The organism is Burkholderia latens, assembly GCF_001718795.1.
GTDB classification, from domain to species: domain Bacteria; phylum Pseudomonadota; class Gammaproteobacteria; order Burkholderiales; family Burkholderiaceae; genus Burkholderia; species Burkholderia latens_A.
On the sequence record NZ_CP013435.1, the window covers coordinates 1,356,809 to 1,374,797 of the forward strand.

Sequence of the window (17,989 nt, forward strand, 5' to 3'; positions counted from 1 at the left end):
TAGCGATTGAGCCGTTTATGAGCACCATTCCGTTGACAAAGCGTGGCGCAGAACAACTGCGCGATGAATTGCAGCGCCTCAAGTCCGTCGAGCGGCCGGCCGTGATCAACGCGATCGCGGAGGCCCGCGCACAGGGCGATCTGTCCGAAAACGCCGAATACGACGCAGCGAAAGAAAAGCAGGGCTTTATCGAGGGCCGTATCGCGGAGCTCGAATCGAAGCTGTCCGCCGCGCAAATCATCGATCCGACCGTGCTCGACGCGGATGGCCGCGTGGTGTTCGCCGCGACGGTCGAACTCGAGGATCTCGAGTCGGGCGACACCGTCAAGTACCAGATCGTCGGCGACGACGAAGCCGACATCGATCACGGCCTGATTTCGGTCAGCTCGCCGATCGCGCGCGCGCTGATCGGCAAGTCCGAAGGCGACGTCGCGGCCGTGCAGGCGCCGAGCGGCGTGCGCGAATACGAAATCATCTCGGTCAGCTACATCTGAAGCGGGGCGACGTGATGCCGCATCGCGTGTTCCGTCTGCTGTCGGCCGTATGGGTCGGCAGCCTGCTGACGATCGGGTATGCGGTCGCGCCCGTGCTGTTCAAGACGCTGGAGCGGATGACGGCCGGTTCGGTCGCCGCCCAGCTGTTTCGCATCGAGGCGATCCTCGGTGTGGTGTGCGGCGTGCTGCTGCTCGCGCTGTCGAATCAGCAGGTGCGGCGCGGCAGCGGCGACTACCGGCGCGTGCGCTGGATCGTCGCGGCGATGGTCGCGTGCGTGCTGGTCGGGTATTTTGCGCTGCAGCCGTTCATGAACGCGTTGCGGGTGGCCGCGATGGAAGCGGGCACCGATATCGCGAACTCGCCGTATGCGAGCCGCTTCGGGATGCTGCACGGCGTCTCGAGCGTGTTCTACCTCGTCGAGAGCGTGCTGGGGCTGATGCTGATCTGGCGCCTGCCGGCACGCGACGCCTGAATGGGCGGTGCGGCCTGCGTGGCGGCAGCGTCGCGCGGCCCGGGGCGTCCCGTGCCGCGCCGGCGGCCTTACTTGTCCTGATGCGGCCGCTTCGTGCTGGCCTGACGCTTTTTCGCCCGCTTGACGGTGCCGCCCGCGGTTACGCGCTCGTTGCCGCGCACGACGACCTTGGTCGGCTTCGGGCGGCGCACGGGGCTTGCGTTCGGCGATACCTTGATGACCTTCACCGTGCGCGGTGCACGACCTTTGCGGTCGTCGGCGGCTTCGGCCGCGCTCGGCAGCGCGCCGGCGCGACGGCCGCGGGCCGGGGCCGCCGCAGGCGCCTCGGGCTTCCAGATCACCAGCAGCTTGCCGATGTGCTGGATCGGCGCCGCGTTGAGGCGGTCGCAGATCTCGTCGTAAATCGCGACGCGCTCGTCGCGTTCGTCGCCGAACACGCGGATCTTGATCAACTGGTGCGCGGCGAGGTGCACCTTGATTTCCTTGAGCACGGCGTCGGTCAGCCCTTCGGCGCCGATCAGCACGACGGGCTTGAGCGCATGGGCCTGGGAACGCAGCGCGGAGCGCTCGGCGGGGGAAAGCGAAAGGGCGGGCATGGAAATGTCGAAATCTAAATAAGGGCGCGCTGCATCAGAAGCGAATCGCGGGAAGTTACCGCGTCAGCCGCGCGCCGAAACCACGTAAAATCGCGGCTTGGGTCTCAAAAGGGGCCGCAGCCGCGCGAAGAAGACGCGTATTATCCGCCAAAAGCACGGCTTCACGAAGCAAATAGCAGCAATCTCTCTCTCGAATGGCAAAAAACCGCTTTAACCAGCACTGGCTGCACGATCACATCAACGACCCGTACGTCAAAATGGCGCAGCGGGAGGGCTATCGCGCGCGTGCCGCGTACAAGCTGAAGGAAATCGACGAGCAGGACAAGCTGATCCGTCCGGGCCAGGTGATCGTCGATCTCGGCGCGGCTCCCGGCAGCTGGAGCCAGTATGCCCGCAACAAGCTCGCGCAGGGCAAGAAGCGCGACACGCAGCGCGAAGGCGGCATCGACGGCACGATCATCGCGCTCGACATCCTGCCGATGGAGCCGATCGCCGACGTCAACTTCCTGCAGGGCGACTTCCGCGAGGACGACGTGCTGCACCAGCTGGAGGAAGTGCTGGAAGGGCGCCCGGTGGACCTTGTTATTTCCGACATGGCCCCCAACCTGTCCGGGGTGGCGTCGGCAGACGCCGCGCGCATCGAGCACATCTGCGATCTGGCGCTCGAGTTCGCGCAGAATCACCTGAAACCGGACGGCGCGCTGCTGGTGAAGTGCTTCCATGGCAGCGGCTACAGCCAGATCGTCGAAAAGTTCAAACAGCAGTTTAAGGTCGTCGCACCACGCAAGCCCAAGGCGTCCCGCGACAAATCGTCCGAAACGTTCATCTTGGGGCGGCAACTCAAGCATCCGCGGTGACGCGGAGCCGGATGCCGCAAACGGGCTCCGGCCCTTGCCAGACAAGCGAAGCGCTATCGCGGCGGTTGTCAATGCTTATGGCAGGGGTGGTCGGACTGGATTAGAATGACCGAGGAGCGCCGCAAGGAAAATGTAGGCGCTCGTCTACGAGTGAAGGAGTGGTGCTTTGAACAACAATATGTTTTCGAAGGCAGCAGTGTGGCTGGTGATCGCACTGGTGCTGTTTACGGTGTTCAAGCAGTTCGACAAGCCCCGCGTCCAGGAAGGTGTGTCCTATTCGCAGTTCATGGACGACGCCAAGAACGGCAAGGTCAAGAACGTCGTCGTGCAGGGGCGCAACCTCACCGTCACTCCGGCTGATGGCCAGAAATACCAGATCGTGTCGCCGGGCGACATCTGGATGGTCGGCGATCTGATGAAGTACGGCGTGCAGGTCAGCGGCAAGGCCGATGACGAGCCGAACGCGCTGATGTCCGCGCTGTACTACCTGGGGCCGACGATTCTGATCATCGTGTTCTGGTTCTACATGATGCGGCAGATGCAGGGAGGCGGCAAAGGCGGCGCATTCTCGTTCGGGAAGTCGCGCGCGCGGCTGATCGACGAGAACAACAACGCGGTCAACTTCTCCGACGTCGCCGGCTGCGACGAAGCGAAGGAAGAGGTATCCGAGCTCGTCGACTTCCTGCGCGACCCGCAGAAATTCCAGAAGCTGGGCGGTCGCATTCCGCGCGGCGTGCTGCTCGTCGGCCCGCCGGGTACCGGCAAGACGCTGCTCGCCCGCGCGATCGCCGGTGAAGCGAAGGTGCCGTTCTTCAGCATCTCGGGTTCGGACTTCGTCGAAATGTTCGTCGGTGTCGGTGCGGCCCGTGTGCGCGACATGTTCGAGCAGGCGAAGAAGCACGCGCCGTGCATCGTGTTCATCGACGAAATCGACGCGGTCGGCCGCCATCGCGGCGCCGGCATGGGTGGCGGCAACGACGAGCGCGAGCAGACGCTGAACCAGATGCTCGTCGAAATGGACGGCTTCGAAGCGAACTCGGGCGTGATCGTGATCGCCGCGACCAACCGTTCCGACGTGCTCGACAAAGCGCTGCTGCGTCCGGGCCGTTTCGACCGCCAGGTCTACGTCGGCCTGCCGGACATTCGCGGCCGCGAGCAGATCATGCGCGTGCACCTGCGCAAGGTGCCGATCGCGAACGACGTCGACGCAGCGGTCATCGCACGCGGCACGCCGGGCTTCTCGGGCGCCGATCTCGCGAACCTCGTGAACGAAGCGGCGCTGTTCGCCGCCCGCCGCGGCAAGCGCATCGTCGAGATGCAGGATTTCGAGGACGCGAAGGACAAGATCTTCATGGGTCCGGAGCGCAAGTCGGCAGTCATTCGCGAGGAAGCGAAGCGCGCGACGGCTTACCACGAGTCGGGCCACGCGGTGATCGCGAAGCTGCTGCCGAAGGCCGACCCGGTGCACAAGGTCACGATCATCCCGCGCGGTCGCGCGCTGGGCGTCACGTGGCAGTTGCCGGAGCATGACAACGAGACGTATTCGAAGGACTATCTGCTCGACCGCCTGGCGATCCTGTTCGGCGGCCGCGTGGCCGAGGAGCTGTTCCTGAACCTGATCAGCACCGGCGCGTCGGACGACTTCAACAAGGCGACGCAGACGGCGCGCGCGATGGTGGCGCGCTTCGGCATGACCGACGCGCTCGGGCCGATGGTCTACGTCGACGACGAGAGCGACAACGGTCCGTTCGGCCGCGGCTTCACGCGCACGATTTCGGAAGCGACGCAGCAGAAGGTCGACGGCGAGATCCGCCGCGTGCTCGACGAACAGTACAACCTTGCACGCCGACTGCTCGAAGAGAACCGCGACAAGGTCGAAGCAATGACGGCCGCGCTGATGGAGTGGGAGACGATCGACGCCGATCAGATCAACGACATCATGGAAGGGCGTCCGCCGCGTTCGCCGAAGAGCTCGCCGGCCATCGGCGGCGATTCGTCGGGCGGCGGCACGACCGCCGAAGTGAAGCCCGGCAACGCGCCGGCGCCCGCTTCGCCGGCCTGACCTCCGCTGTAGTACCGTTCACGGGCTGGTGTGGCTTCACACCGGCCCGTTTTGCATTCATCAACGCCTCCCGCCCGTGTCCAATTCCGCTGTTCCCGCGTACATTCCCGCGCCGCTGCAGTGCGGCCGCTTTTCGCTGACGTTCGAACGCCCGCTCGTAATGGGCATCCTCAACGCAACGCCCGATTCGTTTTCCGATGGCGGCCGCTTCCTCGCGCGCGACGATGCGCTGCGCCAGGCGGAGCGCATGATTGCCGAAGGCGTCGACCTGATCGACATCGGTGGCGAATCGACGCGCCCCGGTGGGCCGCCCGTGCCGCTCGACGAAGAACTCGCGCGCGTGATTCCGCTCGTCGAAGCGCTGCGGCCGCTGAACGTGCCGCTGTCGATCGACACGTACAAGCCGGCGGTGATGCGCGCAGCGCTCGCCGCGGGCGCGGATCTGATCAACGACATCTGGGGGTTCCGTCAGCCGGGCGCGATCGACGCCGTGCGCGACGGCAACAGCGGGCTGTGCGCGATGCACATGCTCGGCGAGCCGCAGACGATGCAGGTCGGCGAACCCGACTACGGCGACGTCGTAACCGACGTGCGCGATTTCCTCGCGGCGCGTGCGCAGGCGCTGTGCGACGCGGGCGTCGCGCCGGAGCGGATTTGCGTCGATCCGGGCTTCGGATTCGGCAAGGCGGTGGTCGACGACAATTACGCGCTGCTGGCCGCGCTGCCGGATACGGCGCCCGTGCGACCGGACGGGCGCGCTTATCCGATTCTTGCGGGCATGTCGCGCAAGTCGATGCTTGGCGCGGTGATCGGCGGCAAGCCGCCGTTGGAGCGCGTCGCCGCGAGCGTGGCGGCCGCGCTGTGCGCGGTCGAGCGGGGCGCCGCGATCGTGCGTGTGCACGACGTCGCGGCGACGGTCGATGCGCTGAAAGTATGGAATGCCGTGCGCGAAGCCGCGCGGCAACGATAAGCAAGTCAGAAAGACGAAGGAGGAAGGTTCGCCATGGGACGTCGATATTTCGGCACGGACGGCATTCGCGGCACGGTGGGCGACGCGCCCATCACGCCTGATTTCGTGTTGCGTCTCGGCTATGCAGCCGGCAAGGTACTGGCCGGCTCCGCCGACGTCGCGCCGGGTGCGCGACCGACGGTGCTGATCGGCAAGGACACGCGCGTGTCCGGCTACATGCTCGAGGCCGCGCTCGAAGCCGGCTTCTCGGCGGCAGGCGTCGACGTGATGCTCGCCGGCCCGATGCCGACGCCGGGCGTCGCGTACCTGACACGCGCGCTGCGTCTGTCGGCTGGTGTCGTGATCAGCGCATCGCACAACCCGTATCAGGACAACGGGATCAAGTTCTTCTCCGCCGACGGCAACAAGCTGCCTGACGATACCGAGGCCGAGATCGAAGCATGGCTCGACAAGCCGCTCGAATGCGCGTCGTCGGACCGACTCGGCAAGGCCCGCCGCCTCGACGACGCGGCCGGCCGCTACATCGAGTTCTGCAAGAGCACGTTCCCGGCCGCGTACGACCTGCGCGGCCTGAAGCTCGTGATCGACTGCGCGCATGGCGCCGCATACCAGATCGCGCCGCACGTGTTCCACGAGCTTGGCGCGGACGTGATCCCGATCGGCGTCGCGCCGAACGGCTTCAACATCAACGACGGCGTCGGCGCGACGGCGCCGGATGCGTTGATGCGCGCGGTGCGTGCGAACCATGCGGATCTGGGCATCGCGCTCGACGGCGACGCGGATCGCCTGCAGGTCGTCGATTCGACCGGCCGGCTGTTCAACGGCGACGAGCTGCTCTATGTGCTCGTGAAGGACCGGATCGCGACCGACGGCAAGGTCGACGGTGCTGTCGGCACGCTGATGACGAACCTCGCGGTCGAAGTCGCGCTGCAGCGCGAGGGCGTGCAATTCGTGCGGGCGGCAGTCGGCGACCGCTACGTGCTCGAACAGCTGCGCGAGCGCGGCTGGCAGCTCGGCGCGGAAGGGTCGGGGCACATCCTGTCGCTCGACCGCCATTCGACCGGCGACGGCATCGTGTCGGCGCTGCTCGTGCTCGCCGCGCTCAAACGCAGCGGCCGCACGCTCGCGCAGATGCTCGACGGCGTCACGCTGTTCCCGCAGAAGCTGATCAACGTGCGGATGAAGCCGGGCGCCGACTGGAAGGGCGATGCGTCGATTCGCGCGGCGATCGCCGCAGCCGAAAGCGCGCTCGCCGACCGTGGCCGCGTGCTGATCCGTGCGTCGGGCACCGAGCCGGTGCTGCGCGTGATGGTCGAGGCGCAGCATGCGGCCGACGCGACCCGCCATGCGGAAGCGATTGCCGAAGCGGTGCGCGTGGCGACGGCCTGACCGGCACGACAGGCGGCCCGCGCGTCGATCCCGCCGCGTGCGCGCCGGCCGTCCGCCGCATCAAGATGACGGCGCCTGCGGGCGCCGTCATTGTTCATACGCAAAGGTTTGCGCGCACAATTGGGGAGCAGTTCGGCGTGGAAATTCGTCCATGGCAACGATGCCTCCGGCGGCGGCCGATCCCGATTCCCCCACCAAGCGGGTATCCCGCAAACTGCCATCTGCATACGTTCCGTCCGGTCGCCCGCGCGTGCGGCGGATGCATCGTCCGACCGGCAATTCTTGCCGGTCATTCCCGCCTGACGTGGCCGCGCGGCGGTCCGCACGAGGCCGGATATACCCTTTCAACCAGTCATGTTACTGTCACGCCAGTTTCATCGATTGTCACATTATCGTCATGAGCAGCCCCTAACCTTCGCGGTGCCGTAGTCATCCGCTCACACACTGGAGGTCTCATGAAATTGATGCAAACCGCGATTGCCGGCCTGGCTGGCGCGCTTTTCGCAGTCGCCGCGCAAGCTGCCGACATCACGGGCGCAGGCAGCACGTTCGCGATGCCGATCTATACGAAATGGGCTGCCGACTACCAGCAGTCCGGCGGCGCGAAGGTGAACTACCAGGGTATCGGTTCGTCGGGCGGCCTGAAGCAGATCGTCGCGAAGACGGTCGATTTTGCCGGTTCGGACGCTCCGCTGAAGGACGACGAACTCGCGAAGGAAGGCCTGTTCCAGTTTCCGACGGTGGTCGGCGGCGTGGTGCCGGTCGTCAACGTGCCGGGCGTGAAGGCCGGCGAACTGACGCTGTCGGGCCCGGTGCTCGGCGACATCTACCTCGGCAAGATCAAGAAGTGGAACGACCCGGCGATCGCCGCGCTGAACCCGAAGGTCAAGCTGCCGGATACGGACATCGCGGTCGTTCGCCGCGCCGACGGTTCGGGCACGAGCTTCATCTGGACGAACTACCTGTCGAAGGTCAACGACGAGTGGAAGTCGAAGATCGGCGAAGGCACGACGGTCAACTGGCCGACGGGCACGGGCGGCAAGGGCAACGACGGCGTCGCGGCCTTCGTGCAGCGCCTGCCGGGCGCGATCGGCTACGTCGAATGGGCGTACGCGAAGAAGAACAACATGGTCTACACGGCGCTGAAGAATTCGTCGGGCACGGTGGTCGAGCCGAAGACCGAAACGTTCAAGGCCGCTGCTGCAGGCGCGAACTGGTCGAAGTCGTTCTACCAGATCCTGACGAACCAGCCGGGCAAGGAAGCATGGCCGGTCGTCGGTGCGACGTTCGTGCTGCTGCACGCGAAGCAGGACAAGCCGGAGCAGGGCGCGGAAACGCTGAAGTTCTTCAGCTGGGCGTTCAAGAACGGCGAAAAGGCAGCCGACAGCCTCGACTACATCTCGCTGCCGGCGTCGGTCGAGACGGAAATCCGCAAGCAGTGGAAGACGAAGGTGACGGACGCATCGGGCAAGCCGGTGGCCGCCGAGTAAGCAGTAGTGCGGTTCGCTGCCCGGCCGTGCCGGCCGGGCAGTGTGTGCGGTAAGGCGGGGCGTTACGGCGCCCGGCGATCCAAGACAGGCACCCATGTCTGAAATTTCCTATACGTCATCCCGGTCCGCCGGCGCCGCGTCGCAACGCGCGCCGGGCCGCCTCGGCGACGTCCTCTTTGGCGGCCTCGCGCGGCTCGCCGCGATCGTGACCCTGCTGCTGCTGGGCGGGATCATCGTTTCCCTGATCATTGCGTCGATGCCGACGATCCAGAAGTTCGGCCTCGGCTTCCTGTGGCAATCCGAGTGGGATCCCAACTCGGACATCTACGGCGCGCTCGTGCCGATCTACGGCACGATCGTCACGTCGCTGATCGCGCTCGTGATCGCAGTGCCCGTCAGCTTCGGCATCGCGCTGTTTCTCACCGAACTGTCGCCCGTGTGGCTGCGCCGCCCGCTCGGCATCGCGATCGAGCTGCTCGCCGCGATTCCGTCGATCGTGTACGGCATGTGGGGCCTGCTCGTGTTCGCGCCGATTTTCGCCGAATACTTCCAGAAGCCGATCGGCCGCATCTTCAAGGATGTGTGGGTCATCGGTCCGCTGACGTCCGGCGCGCCGATCGGCATCGGCATTCTCGCCGCCGGCGTGATCCTCGCGATCATGATCATCCCGTACATCGCATCGGTGATGCGCGACGTGTTCGAAGTCACGCCCGTGCTGTTGAAGGAGTCGGCGTACGGAATCGGCTGCACGACGTGGGAAGTGATGTGGAAGGTCGTGTTGCCCTATACGAAGACCGGCGTGATCGGCGGCGTGATGCTCGGCCTCGGCCGCGCGCTTGGCGAGACGATGGCCGTGACGTTCGTGATCGGCAACACGAACCTGCTCGACAGCGTGTCGCTGTTCGCGCCCGGCAACAGCATCACTTCGGCGCTCGCGAACGAATTCGCGGAAGCGCAGCCGGGCCTGCATACGTCCGCGCTGATGGAGCTGGGCCTGATCCTGTTCGTGATCACGTTCATCGTGCTGTCGATCTCCAAACTGTTGCTGCTTCGTCTCGAGAAGGGAGAGGGCAAGAAATGAGCGAGCCCGTCATGAATTTCCCGGGGCCGAACGGCGCCGCGCTCGACGCGATGCGCAACCGGCTGCAGCGCAAGCGCAAGGTGACCAACGCGATCGCGCTGACCGCGTCGCTCGCCGCAATGGCATTCGGCCTGCTGTGGCTCGTGTGGATCCTGTACACGACCGTGCATCTCGGCGTAGGCGGCCTGTCGGTGCAGCTGTTCACCGAATCGACGCCCGCGCCGAACACGGAAGGCGGCGGTCTCGCGAACGCGATCGTCGGCAGCCTGCTGCTGTGCGGCTTCGGCACGCTGGTCGGCACGCCGATCGGCATCCTCGCGGGCGTCTATCTCGCCGAATACGGCCAGAAGAACCTGCTCGCGAGCACGATCCGCTTCATCAACGACATCCTGCTGTCGGCGCCTTCGATCGTCATCGGCCTGTTCGTGTACGCGATCGTCGTCGCGAAGTCGGGGCGCTTCTCGGGCTGGGCCGGCGTCATTGCGCTCGCGCTGCTGCAGATCCCGATCGTGATTCGCACGACCGAGAACATGCTGAAGCTCGTGCCGAACGCGCTGCGTGAAGCGGCGGTCGCGCTGGGCACGCCGAAGTGGCGCATGGTGCTGAAGATCACGCTGCGCGCGTCGGTCGGCGGCATCGTGACGGGCGTGCTGCTCGCGGTCGCGCGGATTGCCGGCGAAACGGCGCCGCTGCTGTTCACGGCGCTGTCGAACCAGTTCTTCTCGTGGGACATGAGCCAGCCGATGGCGAACCTGCCCGTGACGATCTACAAGTTCGCGATGAGCCCGTTCGCCGAATGGCAGTCGCTCGCATGGGCGGGCGTGTTCCTGATCACGCTCGGGGTGCTCGGACTGAACATCCTGGCGCGCTCGATCTTCTCGAAAAAGTAACGGCGGAGCAATCCGATGAATATGGCAGAAAGCCACCTGAATCCCGTCGAGCGCACCGTCGCGCCCGCCGGCACGCAAGACGCGGCAAACGGCCGTCCGCTGGCGCCGCTGAACGCGAAGATCGAGGTCAACAACCTCAACTTCTTCTACAACAAGTTTCACGCGCTGAAGAACATCAACCTGCGCATTCCCGAAGGGAAGGTGACGGCGTTCATCGGCCCGTCGGGCTGCGGCAAGTCGACGCTGCTGCGCACGTTCAACAAGATGTTCGCGCTCTATCCGGAGCAGCGCGCCGAAGGCGAAATCCTGATGGACGGCGAGAACCTGTTGACCACCAAGCGCGACATCTCGCTGCTGCGTGCGCGGATCGGCATGGTGTTCCAGAAGCCGACCCCGTTCCCGATGTCGATCTACGACAACATCGCGTTCGGCGTGAAGATGTTCGAGAAGCTCACGCGCTCGGAAATGGACGATCGCGTCGAATGGGCGCTGACGAAGGCCGCACTGTGGAACGAAGTGAAGGACAAGCTGAACCAGAGCGGCTACGGGCTGTCAGGCGGCCAGCAGCAGCGTCTGTGCATCGCACGCGGCATCGCGATCCGACCTGAAGTGCTGCTGCTCGACGAACCGTGCTCCGCGCTCGACCCGATCTCTACGGGCCGCATCGAAGAGCTGATCGCGGAGCTGAAGAGCGACTACACGGTCGTGATCGTCACGCACAACATGCAGCAGGCCGCGCGCTGCTCGGACTTCACGGCCTACATGTACCTGGGCGAGCTGATCGAATTCGGCGAAACCGAAAAGATCTTCATCAAGCCGGTGCGCAAGGAAACGGAAGACTACATCACCGGCCGCTTCGGCTGATGACGGAGAACAACAGTCATGTCGGATAAACATCTGTCGAGCCAGTTCGATGCGGACCTGAACGCCGTGTCGTCGAAAGTGCTGGAAATGGGCGGGCTGGTCGAGTCGCAGATCGTCGGCGCAATGCACGCGCTGAACGAATTCGACCGCGAGACGGCCGAGAAGGTGATCGCGGCCGAGGAAACGCTGAACGCGATGGAAGTCGAGATCGACCAGGAGTGCGGCAACATCATCGCGCGGAGGCAGCCGGCCGCGCGCGACCTGCGTCTTCTGATGTCGATTTCGAAAACGATTACGAACCTCGAGCGCGCCGGCGACGAAGCGGAGAAGATCGCGAAGCGCGTGCGCCGCCTGATCGACGAGCCGGCCGCACGCGCGGTCAATATCGCGGAGATCAAGGTGTCGGGCGAGATGGCCGTGACGATCCTGCGTCGCGCGCTCGACGCGTTCGCGCGCCTTGATACGGTTGCGGCCGCGCAGATCGTCAAGGACGACAAGGAAATCGACCAGGAATTCCGCGCGTTCGTGCGCAAGCTCGTGTCGTACATGCAGGAAGACCCGCGCACGATCTCGGTCGGCCTCGAGTACCTGTTCATCGCGAAGGCAATCGAGCGGATCGGCGACCACGCGAAGAACATCGCCGAATTCATCATCTACATCGTGAAGGGCACCGACGTGCGGCATCAGCCGCGCGACACGCTCGATCGCGAAGCCAACAGTTAATCGACTCCGTACAGGAAGAACAGAGGTGCCGATGCCCAGCAACATTCTCGTCGTTGAAGATGAGCCCGCGATTTCCGAACTGATCTCGGTGAATCTCCAGCATGCCGGCCACTGCCCGATCCGCGCGTACAACGCGGAGCAGGCGCAGAACCTGATCAGCGATGTGCTGCCCGATCTCGTGCTGCTCGACTGGATGCTGCCGGGCAAGTCCGGTATTGCGTTCGCGCGCGACCTGCGCAACAACGAACGGACCAAACACATCCCGATCATCATGCTGACCGCCCGCGGCGACGAGCAGGACAAGGTGCTCGGCCTCGAGATCGGCGCGGACGACTACGTGACGAAGCCGTTCTCGCCGAAGGAGCTGATGGCCCGCATCAAGGCGGTGCTGCGCCGCCGCGCGCCGCAGCTGACCGAGGACGTCGTGTCGATCAACGGGCTGCGCCTCGATCCGGCTACGCACCGCGTCGCCGCGCACGGCGACGGCAGCGAGATCAAGCTCGATCTCGGCCCCACCGAGTTCCGCCTGCTGCATTTCTTCATGACGCATCCGGAGCGCGTGCACAGTCGCACGCAACTGCTCGACCAGGTGTGGGGCGATCACGTGTTCGTCGAAGAGCGCACCGTGGACGTGCACATCAAACGATTGCGCGCGGCCTTGAAACCGGCCGGCTGCGATGCGATGATCGAGACCGTGCGCGGCAGCGGCTACCGGCTCGCGAAGCACGCGTAAACGTATCCGGATATGCCGTGTGCCACGGCATGCCGTTCAAACTTTCGGGCGCTGAATCATGAACATCATCTGGGCGCGCTTTCTCGTGTCGCTCGTGCTGCTCGTGCTGATCAGCGTATTGGTCGGCGTGTTCGCCGGCCCGCCCGCGGCCCTCGGGTTCGCGGTCGTGATGCTGGTCGCGCAGGGCTTCTTCAGTACCTTTCATACGCAACGTCTTTGGCGTCTGCTCGATGCACCGGTGTACGGCGAGGTGCCGAGCGCGCCGGGCATCTGGGGCGAGATCTATTACCGGCTGCACAAGCTCGCGAAACAGTGGCACGCGCAGGTGCGTCAGGTCGAGCAGCAGCATTCGCGCTTCATCCAGGCGATCCAGGCGTCGCCGAACGGTGTCGCGATGCTCGACGATCATGACCAGATCGAATGGTGCAACGCGATCGCCGAGGTGCACTTCGGCCTCGATGCAAAGCGCGACCTGCGCCAACACATCACGAATCTCGTGCGTCATCCGGAGTTCGTCCGCTACCTGAATGCGCAGCATTACGAAGAGACGCTCGTGATGCGCGGGATGGGCGATTCGCGGCAGAACGTGCTCGAAGTGCAGGTGTTCCCGTACGGCGAGAACCGCAAACTGCTGCTCACGCAGGACATCACCGAGCTCGAGCGGACCGACGCGATGCGGCGCGACTTCGTCGCGAACGTTTCGCATGAACTGAAGACGCCGCTGACCGTGCTGTCGGGCTTTCTCGAGACGATGCGCGAGCTGCCGCTGAACGATGAAGACCGCGCGCGCTATCTCGACATGATGGAGCAGCAGGCATCGCGGATGCGTCACATCGTCACCGACCTGCTCGTGCTCGCGAAGCTCGAGGGCGAAAGCAAGCCGCCGATGGATCACGCTGTCGACATGCGCGCCGTGTTCGACCATCTGAAGGAGGATGCGCAGACGCTGTCGAACGGGCATCACAAGATCACATTCGCGATCGACGAGACGCTCGGCGTGACCGGCGCGCAAACCGAAGTGTTCAGCGCGTTCGCGAATCTTGTCACCAACGCGATTCGCTATACGCCGGACGGCGGCAAGATCGTCGTCTCGTGGCGGCGTGAGGGCGGGCAGGGCGTGTTTTCCGTCACCGACAGCGGTTTCGGCATTCCTGCGGCCGATCTGCCGCGGCTGACCGAGCGGTTCTACCGCGTCGACCGCAGCCGTTCGCGCGATACGGGCGGCACCGGGCTCGGCCTCGCGATCGTCAAGCATGTGCTGCAGCGGCACGACTCGCACCTGTACGTGCAGAGCGAAGAAGGGCGCGGCAGCACGTTCACCGCACGTTTTCCGGCGTCGCGGGTCATCGCGATCCGGCCGGCCGCGTTCGAAGCGTGAGCATCGCAACATGAGTGGCGCGCTGCGGCGCTTGCCCTGAAACGAAAAAGCACAGCCCGCGGGCTGTGCTTTTTGCTTTCCGTGCCGCGCGCGATACGTGCGCGCGGCCCGTTACGAACAGAATTTCGCAAGCAGCCCGAGCTGCGCGTTGCGGACCGTCTTGCCCGTGCGGCGCCGGCGGTAGTGGCCGTCGCTGTGCATCTGCCATGCCGACTGGTTGTCGCCGAGGCAGACCGACAGCCCTTCGGCGATCACGCGGCGCTTCAGCTTGCGCTCGCGGATCGGGAACGCGACTTCGACGCGGCGGAACAGGTTGCGGTCCATCCAGTCGGCGCTCGACAGATAGACGTCCTCGGCGCCGCCCGCATGGAAATAGTAGATGCGGTGATGTTCGAGGAAGCGCCCGACGATCGAGCGCACCGTGATGTTCTCCGACAGGCCTGGCACGCCGGGCTTGAGCGCGCACACGCCGCGCACGATCAGGTCGACCTTCACGCCGGCCTGCGATGCTTCGTACAACGCGGCGATCACCGACGGCTCGAGCAGCGCGTTCATCTTCGCGACGATGCGCGCGCGCTTGCCGGCGCGTGCATTGTCGATCTCCGCGTTGATCGATTCGATGATGCGCGGATGCAGCGTGAACGGCGACTGCCACAGCTCGTGCAGCGTGAGCTCGCCGCCGATCCCCGTCAGCTGCTGGAACACGTGGTGGACGTCTTCGCAGATCTTCTGGTCGGCCGTCATCAATCCGAAGTCGGTGTAGAGCCGGGCGGTGCGCGGATGATAGTTGCCGGTGCCGAGGTGCACGTAGCGCCGCAGCACCGCCTTGCCCTCGTGTACGACGCGCCGCACGATCAGCATCATCTTCGCGTGGCACTTGTGACCGACCACGCCGTACACGACGTGCGCGCCTACCGCCTCCAGCTGGGACGCCCAGTTGATGTTGGTTTCCTCGTCGAAGCGTGCGAGCAGCTCGACGACGACGGTCACTTCTTTGCCGTTGCGCGCGGCTTCCATCAGCGCGTCCATCAGCGGCGAATCGGTGCCGGTGCGGTAGATCGTCTGCTTGATCGCGACGACGCTCGGATCCTTCGCGGCCTGCTGCAGCAGTTCGAGCACCGGCTGGAAGCTCTCGTACGGGTGGTGCAGCAGGATGTCGCCGTCGTCGATCGCGTCGAACATCGTCGGTGCCCCCGCGATCGCGGGCGGAATCGACGCGACGAACGGCGCGAACTTCAGATCGGGCCGATCGACGAGATCGGGAATCTGCATCAGCCGCACGAGATTCACGGACCCTGCGACGCGATAGCAGTCCTTGTCGTCGAGCAGGCTTTCGTCGAGAAGCCGCCGCACGATGTGCTGCGGCGTGTCGGCCGACACTTCGAGCCGCACCGCGTTGCCGAGGTGGCGCGCCGGCAGTTCGCCCTGCAGTGCGACACGCAGGTTCGTGATTTCGTCTTCATCGACGAAGAGTTCGCTGTTGCGCGTGATGCGGAACTGGTTGCAGCTCTTCACGACGAGCTGCGGGAACAGCTCGCCGACGAAGCGCTGCATGAACGAGCTGAGCAGCACGAAGCCGTGCTCGAAGCCCGACAGCGCCTGCGGCATGCGCACGACGCGCGGTAGCGCGCGCGGCGCCTGCACGATGCCCATCACCGCCTGGCGGCCGAACGCGTCCCGACCTTCGAGCTCGACGACAAAGTTCAGGCTCTTGTTCAGCACGCGCGGGAACGGGTGCGCGGGGTCGAGGCCGATCGGCGTCAGCACCGGCAGCAGCTCGTCGAGGAAATAGCGGCGCGCCCATTCGAGCTGCTCGTCGTTCCACGAGTCGCTCGCGTGGAAGTAGATGCCTTCCTGCTCGAGCGCCGGCAGCACGGTTTCATGCAGCATTGTGTACTGGCGGTGCACGAGCCGCTGCGCGCGTTCGACGACGAGATCGTAAGCGTGCTGCAGCGACATGCCGTCGGGCGTCAGCGCGCCGGGATTGTCGCGGATCTGTTCCTGAAGGCCCGCCATCCGAACTTCGAAGAATTCGTCGAGGTTGCTGCTCGTGATGCAGATGAAGCGCAGGCGTTCGAGTAGCGGGATTTGCGGGTCAGCGGCCTGGGCAAGCACGCGCTCGTTGAAACCGAGGATGCCGAGTTCACGATTGAGAAGCGGATAACGGGCGGACATCGGCAGAGTAGGCGGTAATTCAGGCGATGATTCGAAAGGACGCTCGGAAACTCTCACGGTGCGATGACGTGCTGATGACAATGATCTATTTATATCGGGAAATTCTACGCCGGAACCGATTTGTCTCATAAATATGTTTCGGCCATATACAAACTACTCGGGTACATGCCCGTGAAGCGTGGCAATCGCAAGCGTTCCACGCTTAAAATGTCGCCTTTGACAGATCGTCCGGCGGTGCCCGATCGGCCGCCGTGGGCGAATGCGCACGGAGCCTCCTTCTGATGGTTACATCCCCCCACTTGCTGGCTGCCGTCGATCTCGGCTCGAACAGCTTCCGGCTGATCGTCGGGCGCGTCGAGGAAACGCCGGCGGGCAGCCAGATCTATCCCGTCGATGCGCTGCGCGAACCCGTTCGGCTGGCCGCCGGCCTGTCGAGCGACAAAATGCTCGATCGCGCGTCGCAGGAGCGTGGCTGGGAAGCGCTGAAGCGGTTTGGCGAGCGCCTGCGCGATTTCCACCCCGATCACGTGCGCGCGGTTGCGACCAATACGCTGCGTGTCGCGAAGAATGCGGGGGAATTTCTCGGCGAGGCCGAAGCGGCACTCGGTTTCCCGATCGAAGTGATCGCCGGCCGCGAAGAAGCGCGCCTGATCTATGCGGGCGCCGCGCATTCGGTGCCGGCGAGTGCCGGCAAGCGGCTCGTCGTCGACATCGGCGGCGGCTCGACCGAATTCATCATCGGTGCGCATTACACGCCGATCGTGATGGAGAGCCTCTACATCGGCTGCGTCAGCCATAGCCGTGCGTTTTTCCCGGCCGGCAACGTCGACGAGTACACGATGCGGCAGGCCGAACTCGCGGCCAAGCGCGAGATCCAGATCATTTCCAGCGAGTACAAGAAGGCGGGCTGGGACCAGGCGATCGGGTCGTCCGGCACCGCGCGCGCGCTCGCGGAGCTCGTCGAGGCGAACGGCTTCAACGATGCGGGCATCACGCACGGCATTTCGCGTGGCGGCCTCGAGCGCCTGAAGCGCGCGCTGATCAAGGCCGAGAACGTGAACCGGCTGAAGCTGATCGCGCTGAAGCCCGATCGCGTGCCGGTGCTGGCCGGTGGCCTGGCGATCATGCTCGCCGTATTCGAGGAGCTCGGCGTCGACTATGTCGACACGACCGACGGCGCGCTGCGTCTCGGCGTGCTGTACGATCTGCTCGGGCGGACGCAGCACGAGGACATGCGCGCGGTGACGGTCGAGGGTTTCACGCGCCGCTACGGCGTCGATCGCGCGCAAGCCGAGCGTATCGGTGCGCTCGCGGTGCGGTTCTACGACGAGCTCGACGAGTCCGACGAGGAGGAGCGCGAGGAAGGCAGGATGTTCCTTGGCTGGGCTGCCGCATTGCATGAGATCGGCTTGTCCATTTCGCACAGCTCGTATCACAAGCATTCCGCGTATATCGCGAGCAATGCCGACATGCCGGGTTTCTCGCGCACGGACCAGGCGCGCCTGGCCGCGCTCGTGCTCGGTCATGCGGGCAAGCTCGGCAAGCTGTCGCAGGCGCGCGACGTCGAATGGCCGCTCCTGTTCTGCCTGCGGCTCGCGGCGCTGCTGTGCCGGCGCCGGACCGACGCGGGGCTGCCGGACATTTCCGTGTCGCAGATGAAGAAGGGCGGATATGAAGTGCGTCTGCCGAGCGCGTGGGTCGAGCAGAATCCGCTGACCGACTACAGCCTCAGCCAGGAAGCGGCCGAGTGGGAGAAGGTCGGCATTCCATATCGCGTGGTTTATACCGGCGCATGACGCGCGGCGCGTCCGTTT

Annotated in this window: 16 protein-coding genes; 14 read left to right on the forward strand and 2 right to left on the reverse strand. The window is 65.1% G+C overall.

The features are described 5' to 3' along the window. The first annotated feature begins 17 nt into the window (after nucleotides 1–17). Together greA and WK25_RS06470 are read left to right on the forward strand one after the other, a co-directional pair. A complete protein-coding gene (gene greA / locus WK25_RS06465) occupies nucleotides 18–494 on the forward strand; it encodes a transcription elongation factor GreA (protein WP_006476345.1) in 477 nt (158 codons plus the stop codon). A 14-nt stretch (nucleotides 495–508) separates the two neighbouring features. Next, nucleotides 509–967, forward strand: a complete 459-nt coding sequence (locus tag WK25_RS06470; RefSeq protein WP_040143903.1) for a DUF4149 domain-containing protein — start codon at nucleotides 509–511, stop codon at nucleotides 965–967. A 68-nt stretch (nucleotides 968–1,035) separates the two neighbouring features. Here the strand turns inward: WK25_RS06470 and WK25_RS06475 are convergent, their stop codons facing one another. After that, entirely contained in the window at nucleotides 1,036–1,563 is a 528-nt protein-coding gene (locus WK25_RS06475; protein ID WP_059543650.1) for a YhbY family RNA-binding protein, read from the reverse strand. A 194-nt stretch (nucleotides 1,564–1,757) separates the two neighbouring features. Here WK25_RS06475 and WK25_RS06480 point away from each other — a divergent pair, with 194 nt between their 5' ends. From WK25_RS06480 to phoR, 11 genes are all read left to right on the forward strand, one after another. After that, complete coding sequence (locus WK25_RS06480; protein ID WP_069241254.1) at nucleotides 1,758–2,420, forward strand: RlmE family RNA methyltransferase; 663 nt, start codon at nucleotides 1,758–1,760, stop codon at nucleotides 2,418–2,420. 166 nt (nucleotides 2,421–2,586) lie between these two features. Continuing rightward, nucleotides 2,587–4,482: an ATP-dependent zinc metalloprotease FtsH gene (gene ftsH, locus WK25_RS06485; protein ID WP_040143906.1), complete on the forward strand. Its 1,896-nt coding sequence runs from the start codon at nucleotides 2,587–2,589 to the stop codon at nucleotides 4,480–4,482. 28 nt (nucleotides 4,483–4,510) lie between these two features. Next, a complete protein-coding gene (gene folP / locus WK25_RS06490; RefSeq protein WP_069241255.1) occupies nucleotides 4,511–5,452 on the forward strand; it encodes a dihydropteroate synthase in 942 nt (313 codons plus the stop codon). A gap of 33 nt (nucleotides 5,453–5,485) precedes the next feature. Continuing rightward, nucleotides 5,486–6,841, forward strand: a complete 1,356-nt coding sequence (gene glmM, locus WK25_RS06495) for a phosphoglucosamine mutase (protein ID WP_059543646.1) — start codon at nucleotides 5,486–5,488, stop codon at nucleotides 6,839–6,841. Between the two features lie 455 nt (nucleotides 6,842–7,296). Then, nucleotides 7,297–8,331 carry a phosphate ABC transporter substrate-binding protein PstS gene (pstS, locus tag WK25_RS06500; protein ID WP_040143909.1) on the forward strand — a complete coding sequence of 345 codons (1,035 nt, stop codon included), beginning with the start codon at nucleotides 7,297–7,299 and terminating at the stop codon, nucleotides 8,329–8,331. A gap of 94 nt (nucleotides 8,332–8,425) precedes the next feature. Then, nucleotides 8,426–9,412, forward strand: a complete 987-nt coding sequence (gene pstC, locus WK25_RS06505) for a phosphate ABC transporter permease PstC (RefSeq protein WP_040143910.1) — start codon at nucleotides 8,426–8,428, stop codon at nucleotides 9,410–9,412. After that, entirely contained in the window at nucleotides 9,409–10,302 is an 894-nt protein-coding gene (gene pstA / locus WK25_RS06510) for a phosphate ABC transporter permease PstA (RefSeq protein ID WP_040143911.1), read from the forward strand. Before pstC ends, pstA begins: the two co-directional genes overlap by 4 nt. Before the next feature lie 15 nt (nucleotides 10,303–10,317). Further along, complete coding sequence (gene pstB / locus WK25_RS06515; protein WP_040143912.1) at nucleotides 10,318–11,166, forward strand: phosphate ABC transporter ATP-binding protein PstB; 849 nt, start codon at nucleotides 10,318–10,320, stop codon at nucleotides 11,164–11,166. Nucleotides 11,167–11,184: 18 nt separating this feature from the next. Then, the gene (phoU, locus tag WK25_RS06520) at nucleotides 11,185–11,889 is read left to right on the forward strand and encodes a phosphate signaling complex protein PhoU (protein WP_059543642.1); all 705 of its coding nucleotides are present in this window, start codon (nucleotides 11,185–11,187) and stop codon (nucleotides 11,887–11,889) included. Between the two features lie 31 nt (nucleotides 11,890–11,920). Beyond that, on the forward strand, nucleotides 11,921–12,622 hold the full coding sequence (gene phoB, locus WK25_RS06525) for a phosphate regulon transcriptional regulator PhoB (protein ID WP_006750313.1): 702 nt from the start codon (nucleotides 11,921–11,923) through the stop codon (nucleotides 12,620–12,622). A 58-nt stretch (nucleotides 12,623–12,680) separates the two neighbouring features. Then, nucleotides 12,681–14,000 carry a phosphate regulon sensor histidine kinase PhoR gene (gene phoR, locus WK25_RS06530; protein ID WP_069241256.1) on the forward strand — a complete coding sequence of 440 codons (1,320 nt, stop codon included), beginning with the start codon at nucleotides 12,681–12,683 and terminating at the stop codon, nucleotides 13,998–14,000. A gap of 111 nt (nucleotides 14,001–14,111) precedes the next feature. Here phoR and ppk1 read toward each other — a convergent pair whose 3' ends face one another. Next, nucleotides 14,112–16,175 (reverse strand): polyphosphate kinase 1, encoded by a 2,064-nt coding sequence (ppk1, locus tag WK25_RS06535; protein WP_040143915.1) that lies wholly within the window; start codon nucleotides 16,173–16,175, stop codon nucleotides 14,112–14,114. 281 nt (nucleotides 16,176–16,456) lie between these two features. On the opposite strand from ppk1, the gene ppx reads away from it, so the two are divergent. After that, nucleotides 16,457–17,971, forward strand: a complete 1,515-nt coding sequence (gene ppx / locus WK25_RS06540; RefSeq protein WP_059543640.1) for an exopolyphosphatase — start codon at nucleotides 16,457–16,459, stop codon at nucleotides 17,969–17,971. Nucleotides 17,972–17,989 lie beyond the last annotated feature (18 nt).

What these genes read in the sequence shown, in the direction of transcription:
- greA (WP_006476345.1), top strand. Translation starts at nt 18, where the DNA reads ATGAGCACCATTCCGTTGACAAAGCGTGGCGCAGAACAACTGCGCGAT.
- WK25_RS06470 (WP_040143903.1), top strand. Translation starts at nt 509, where the DNA reads ATGCCGCATCGCGTGTTCCGTCTGCTGTCGGCCGTATGGGTCGGCAGC.
- WK25_RS06475 (WP_059543650.1), bottom strand. Translation starts at nt 1,563, where the DNA reads ATGCCCGCCCTTTCGCTTTCCCCCGCCGAGCGCTCCGCGCTGCGTTCC.
- WK25_RS06480 (WP_069241254.1), top strand. Translation starts at nt 1,758, where the DNA reads ATGGCAAAAAACCGCTTTAACCAGCACTGGCTGCACGATCACATCAAC.
- glmM (WP_059543646.1), top strand. Translation starts at nt 5,486, where the DNA reads ATGGGACGTCGATATTTCGGCACGGACGGCATTCGCGGCACGGTGGGC.
- pstS (WP_040143909.1), top strand. Translation starts at nt 7,297, where the DNA reads ATGAAATTGATGCAAACCGCGATTGCCGGCCTGGCTGGCGCGCTTTTC.
- pstC (WP_040143910.1), top strand. Translation starts at nt 8,426, where the DNA reads ATGTCTGAAATTTCCTATACGTCATCCCGGTCCGCCGGCGCCGCGTCG.
- pstA (WP_040143911.1), top strand. Translation starts at nt 9,409, where the DNA reads ATGAGCGAGCCCGTCATGAATTTCCCGGGGCCGAACGGCGCCGCGCTC.
- pstB (WP_040143912.1), top strand. Translation starts at nt 10,318, where the DNA reads ATGAATATGGCAGAAAGCCACCTGAATCCCGTCGAGCGCACCGTCGCG.
- phoU (WP_059543642.1), top strand. Translation starts at nt 11,185, where the DNA reads ATGTCGGATAAACATCTGTCGAGCCAGTTCGATGCGGACCTGAACGCC.
- phoB (WP_006750313.1), top strand. Translation starts at nt 11,921, where the DNA reads ATGCCCAGCAACATTCTCGTCGTTGAAGATGAGCCCGCGATTTCCGAA.
- phoR (WP_069241256.1), top strand. Translation starts at nt 12,681, where the DNA reads ATGAACATCATCTGGGCGCGCTTTCTCGTGTCGCTCGTGCTGCTCGTG.
- ppk1 (WP_040143915.1), bottom strand. Translation starts at nt 16,175, where the DNA reads ATGTCCGCCCGTTATCCGCTTCTCAATCGTGAACTCGGCATCCTCGGT.
- ppx (WP_059543640.1), top strand. Translation starts at nt 16,457, where the DNA reads ATGGTTACATCCCCCCACTTGCTGGCTGCCGTCGATCTCGGCTCGAAC.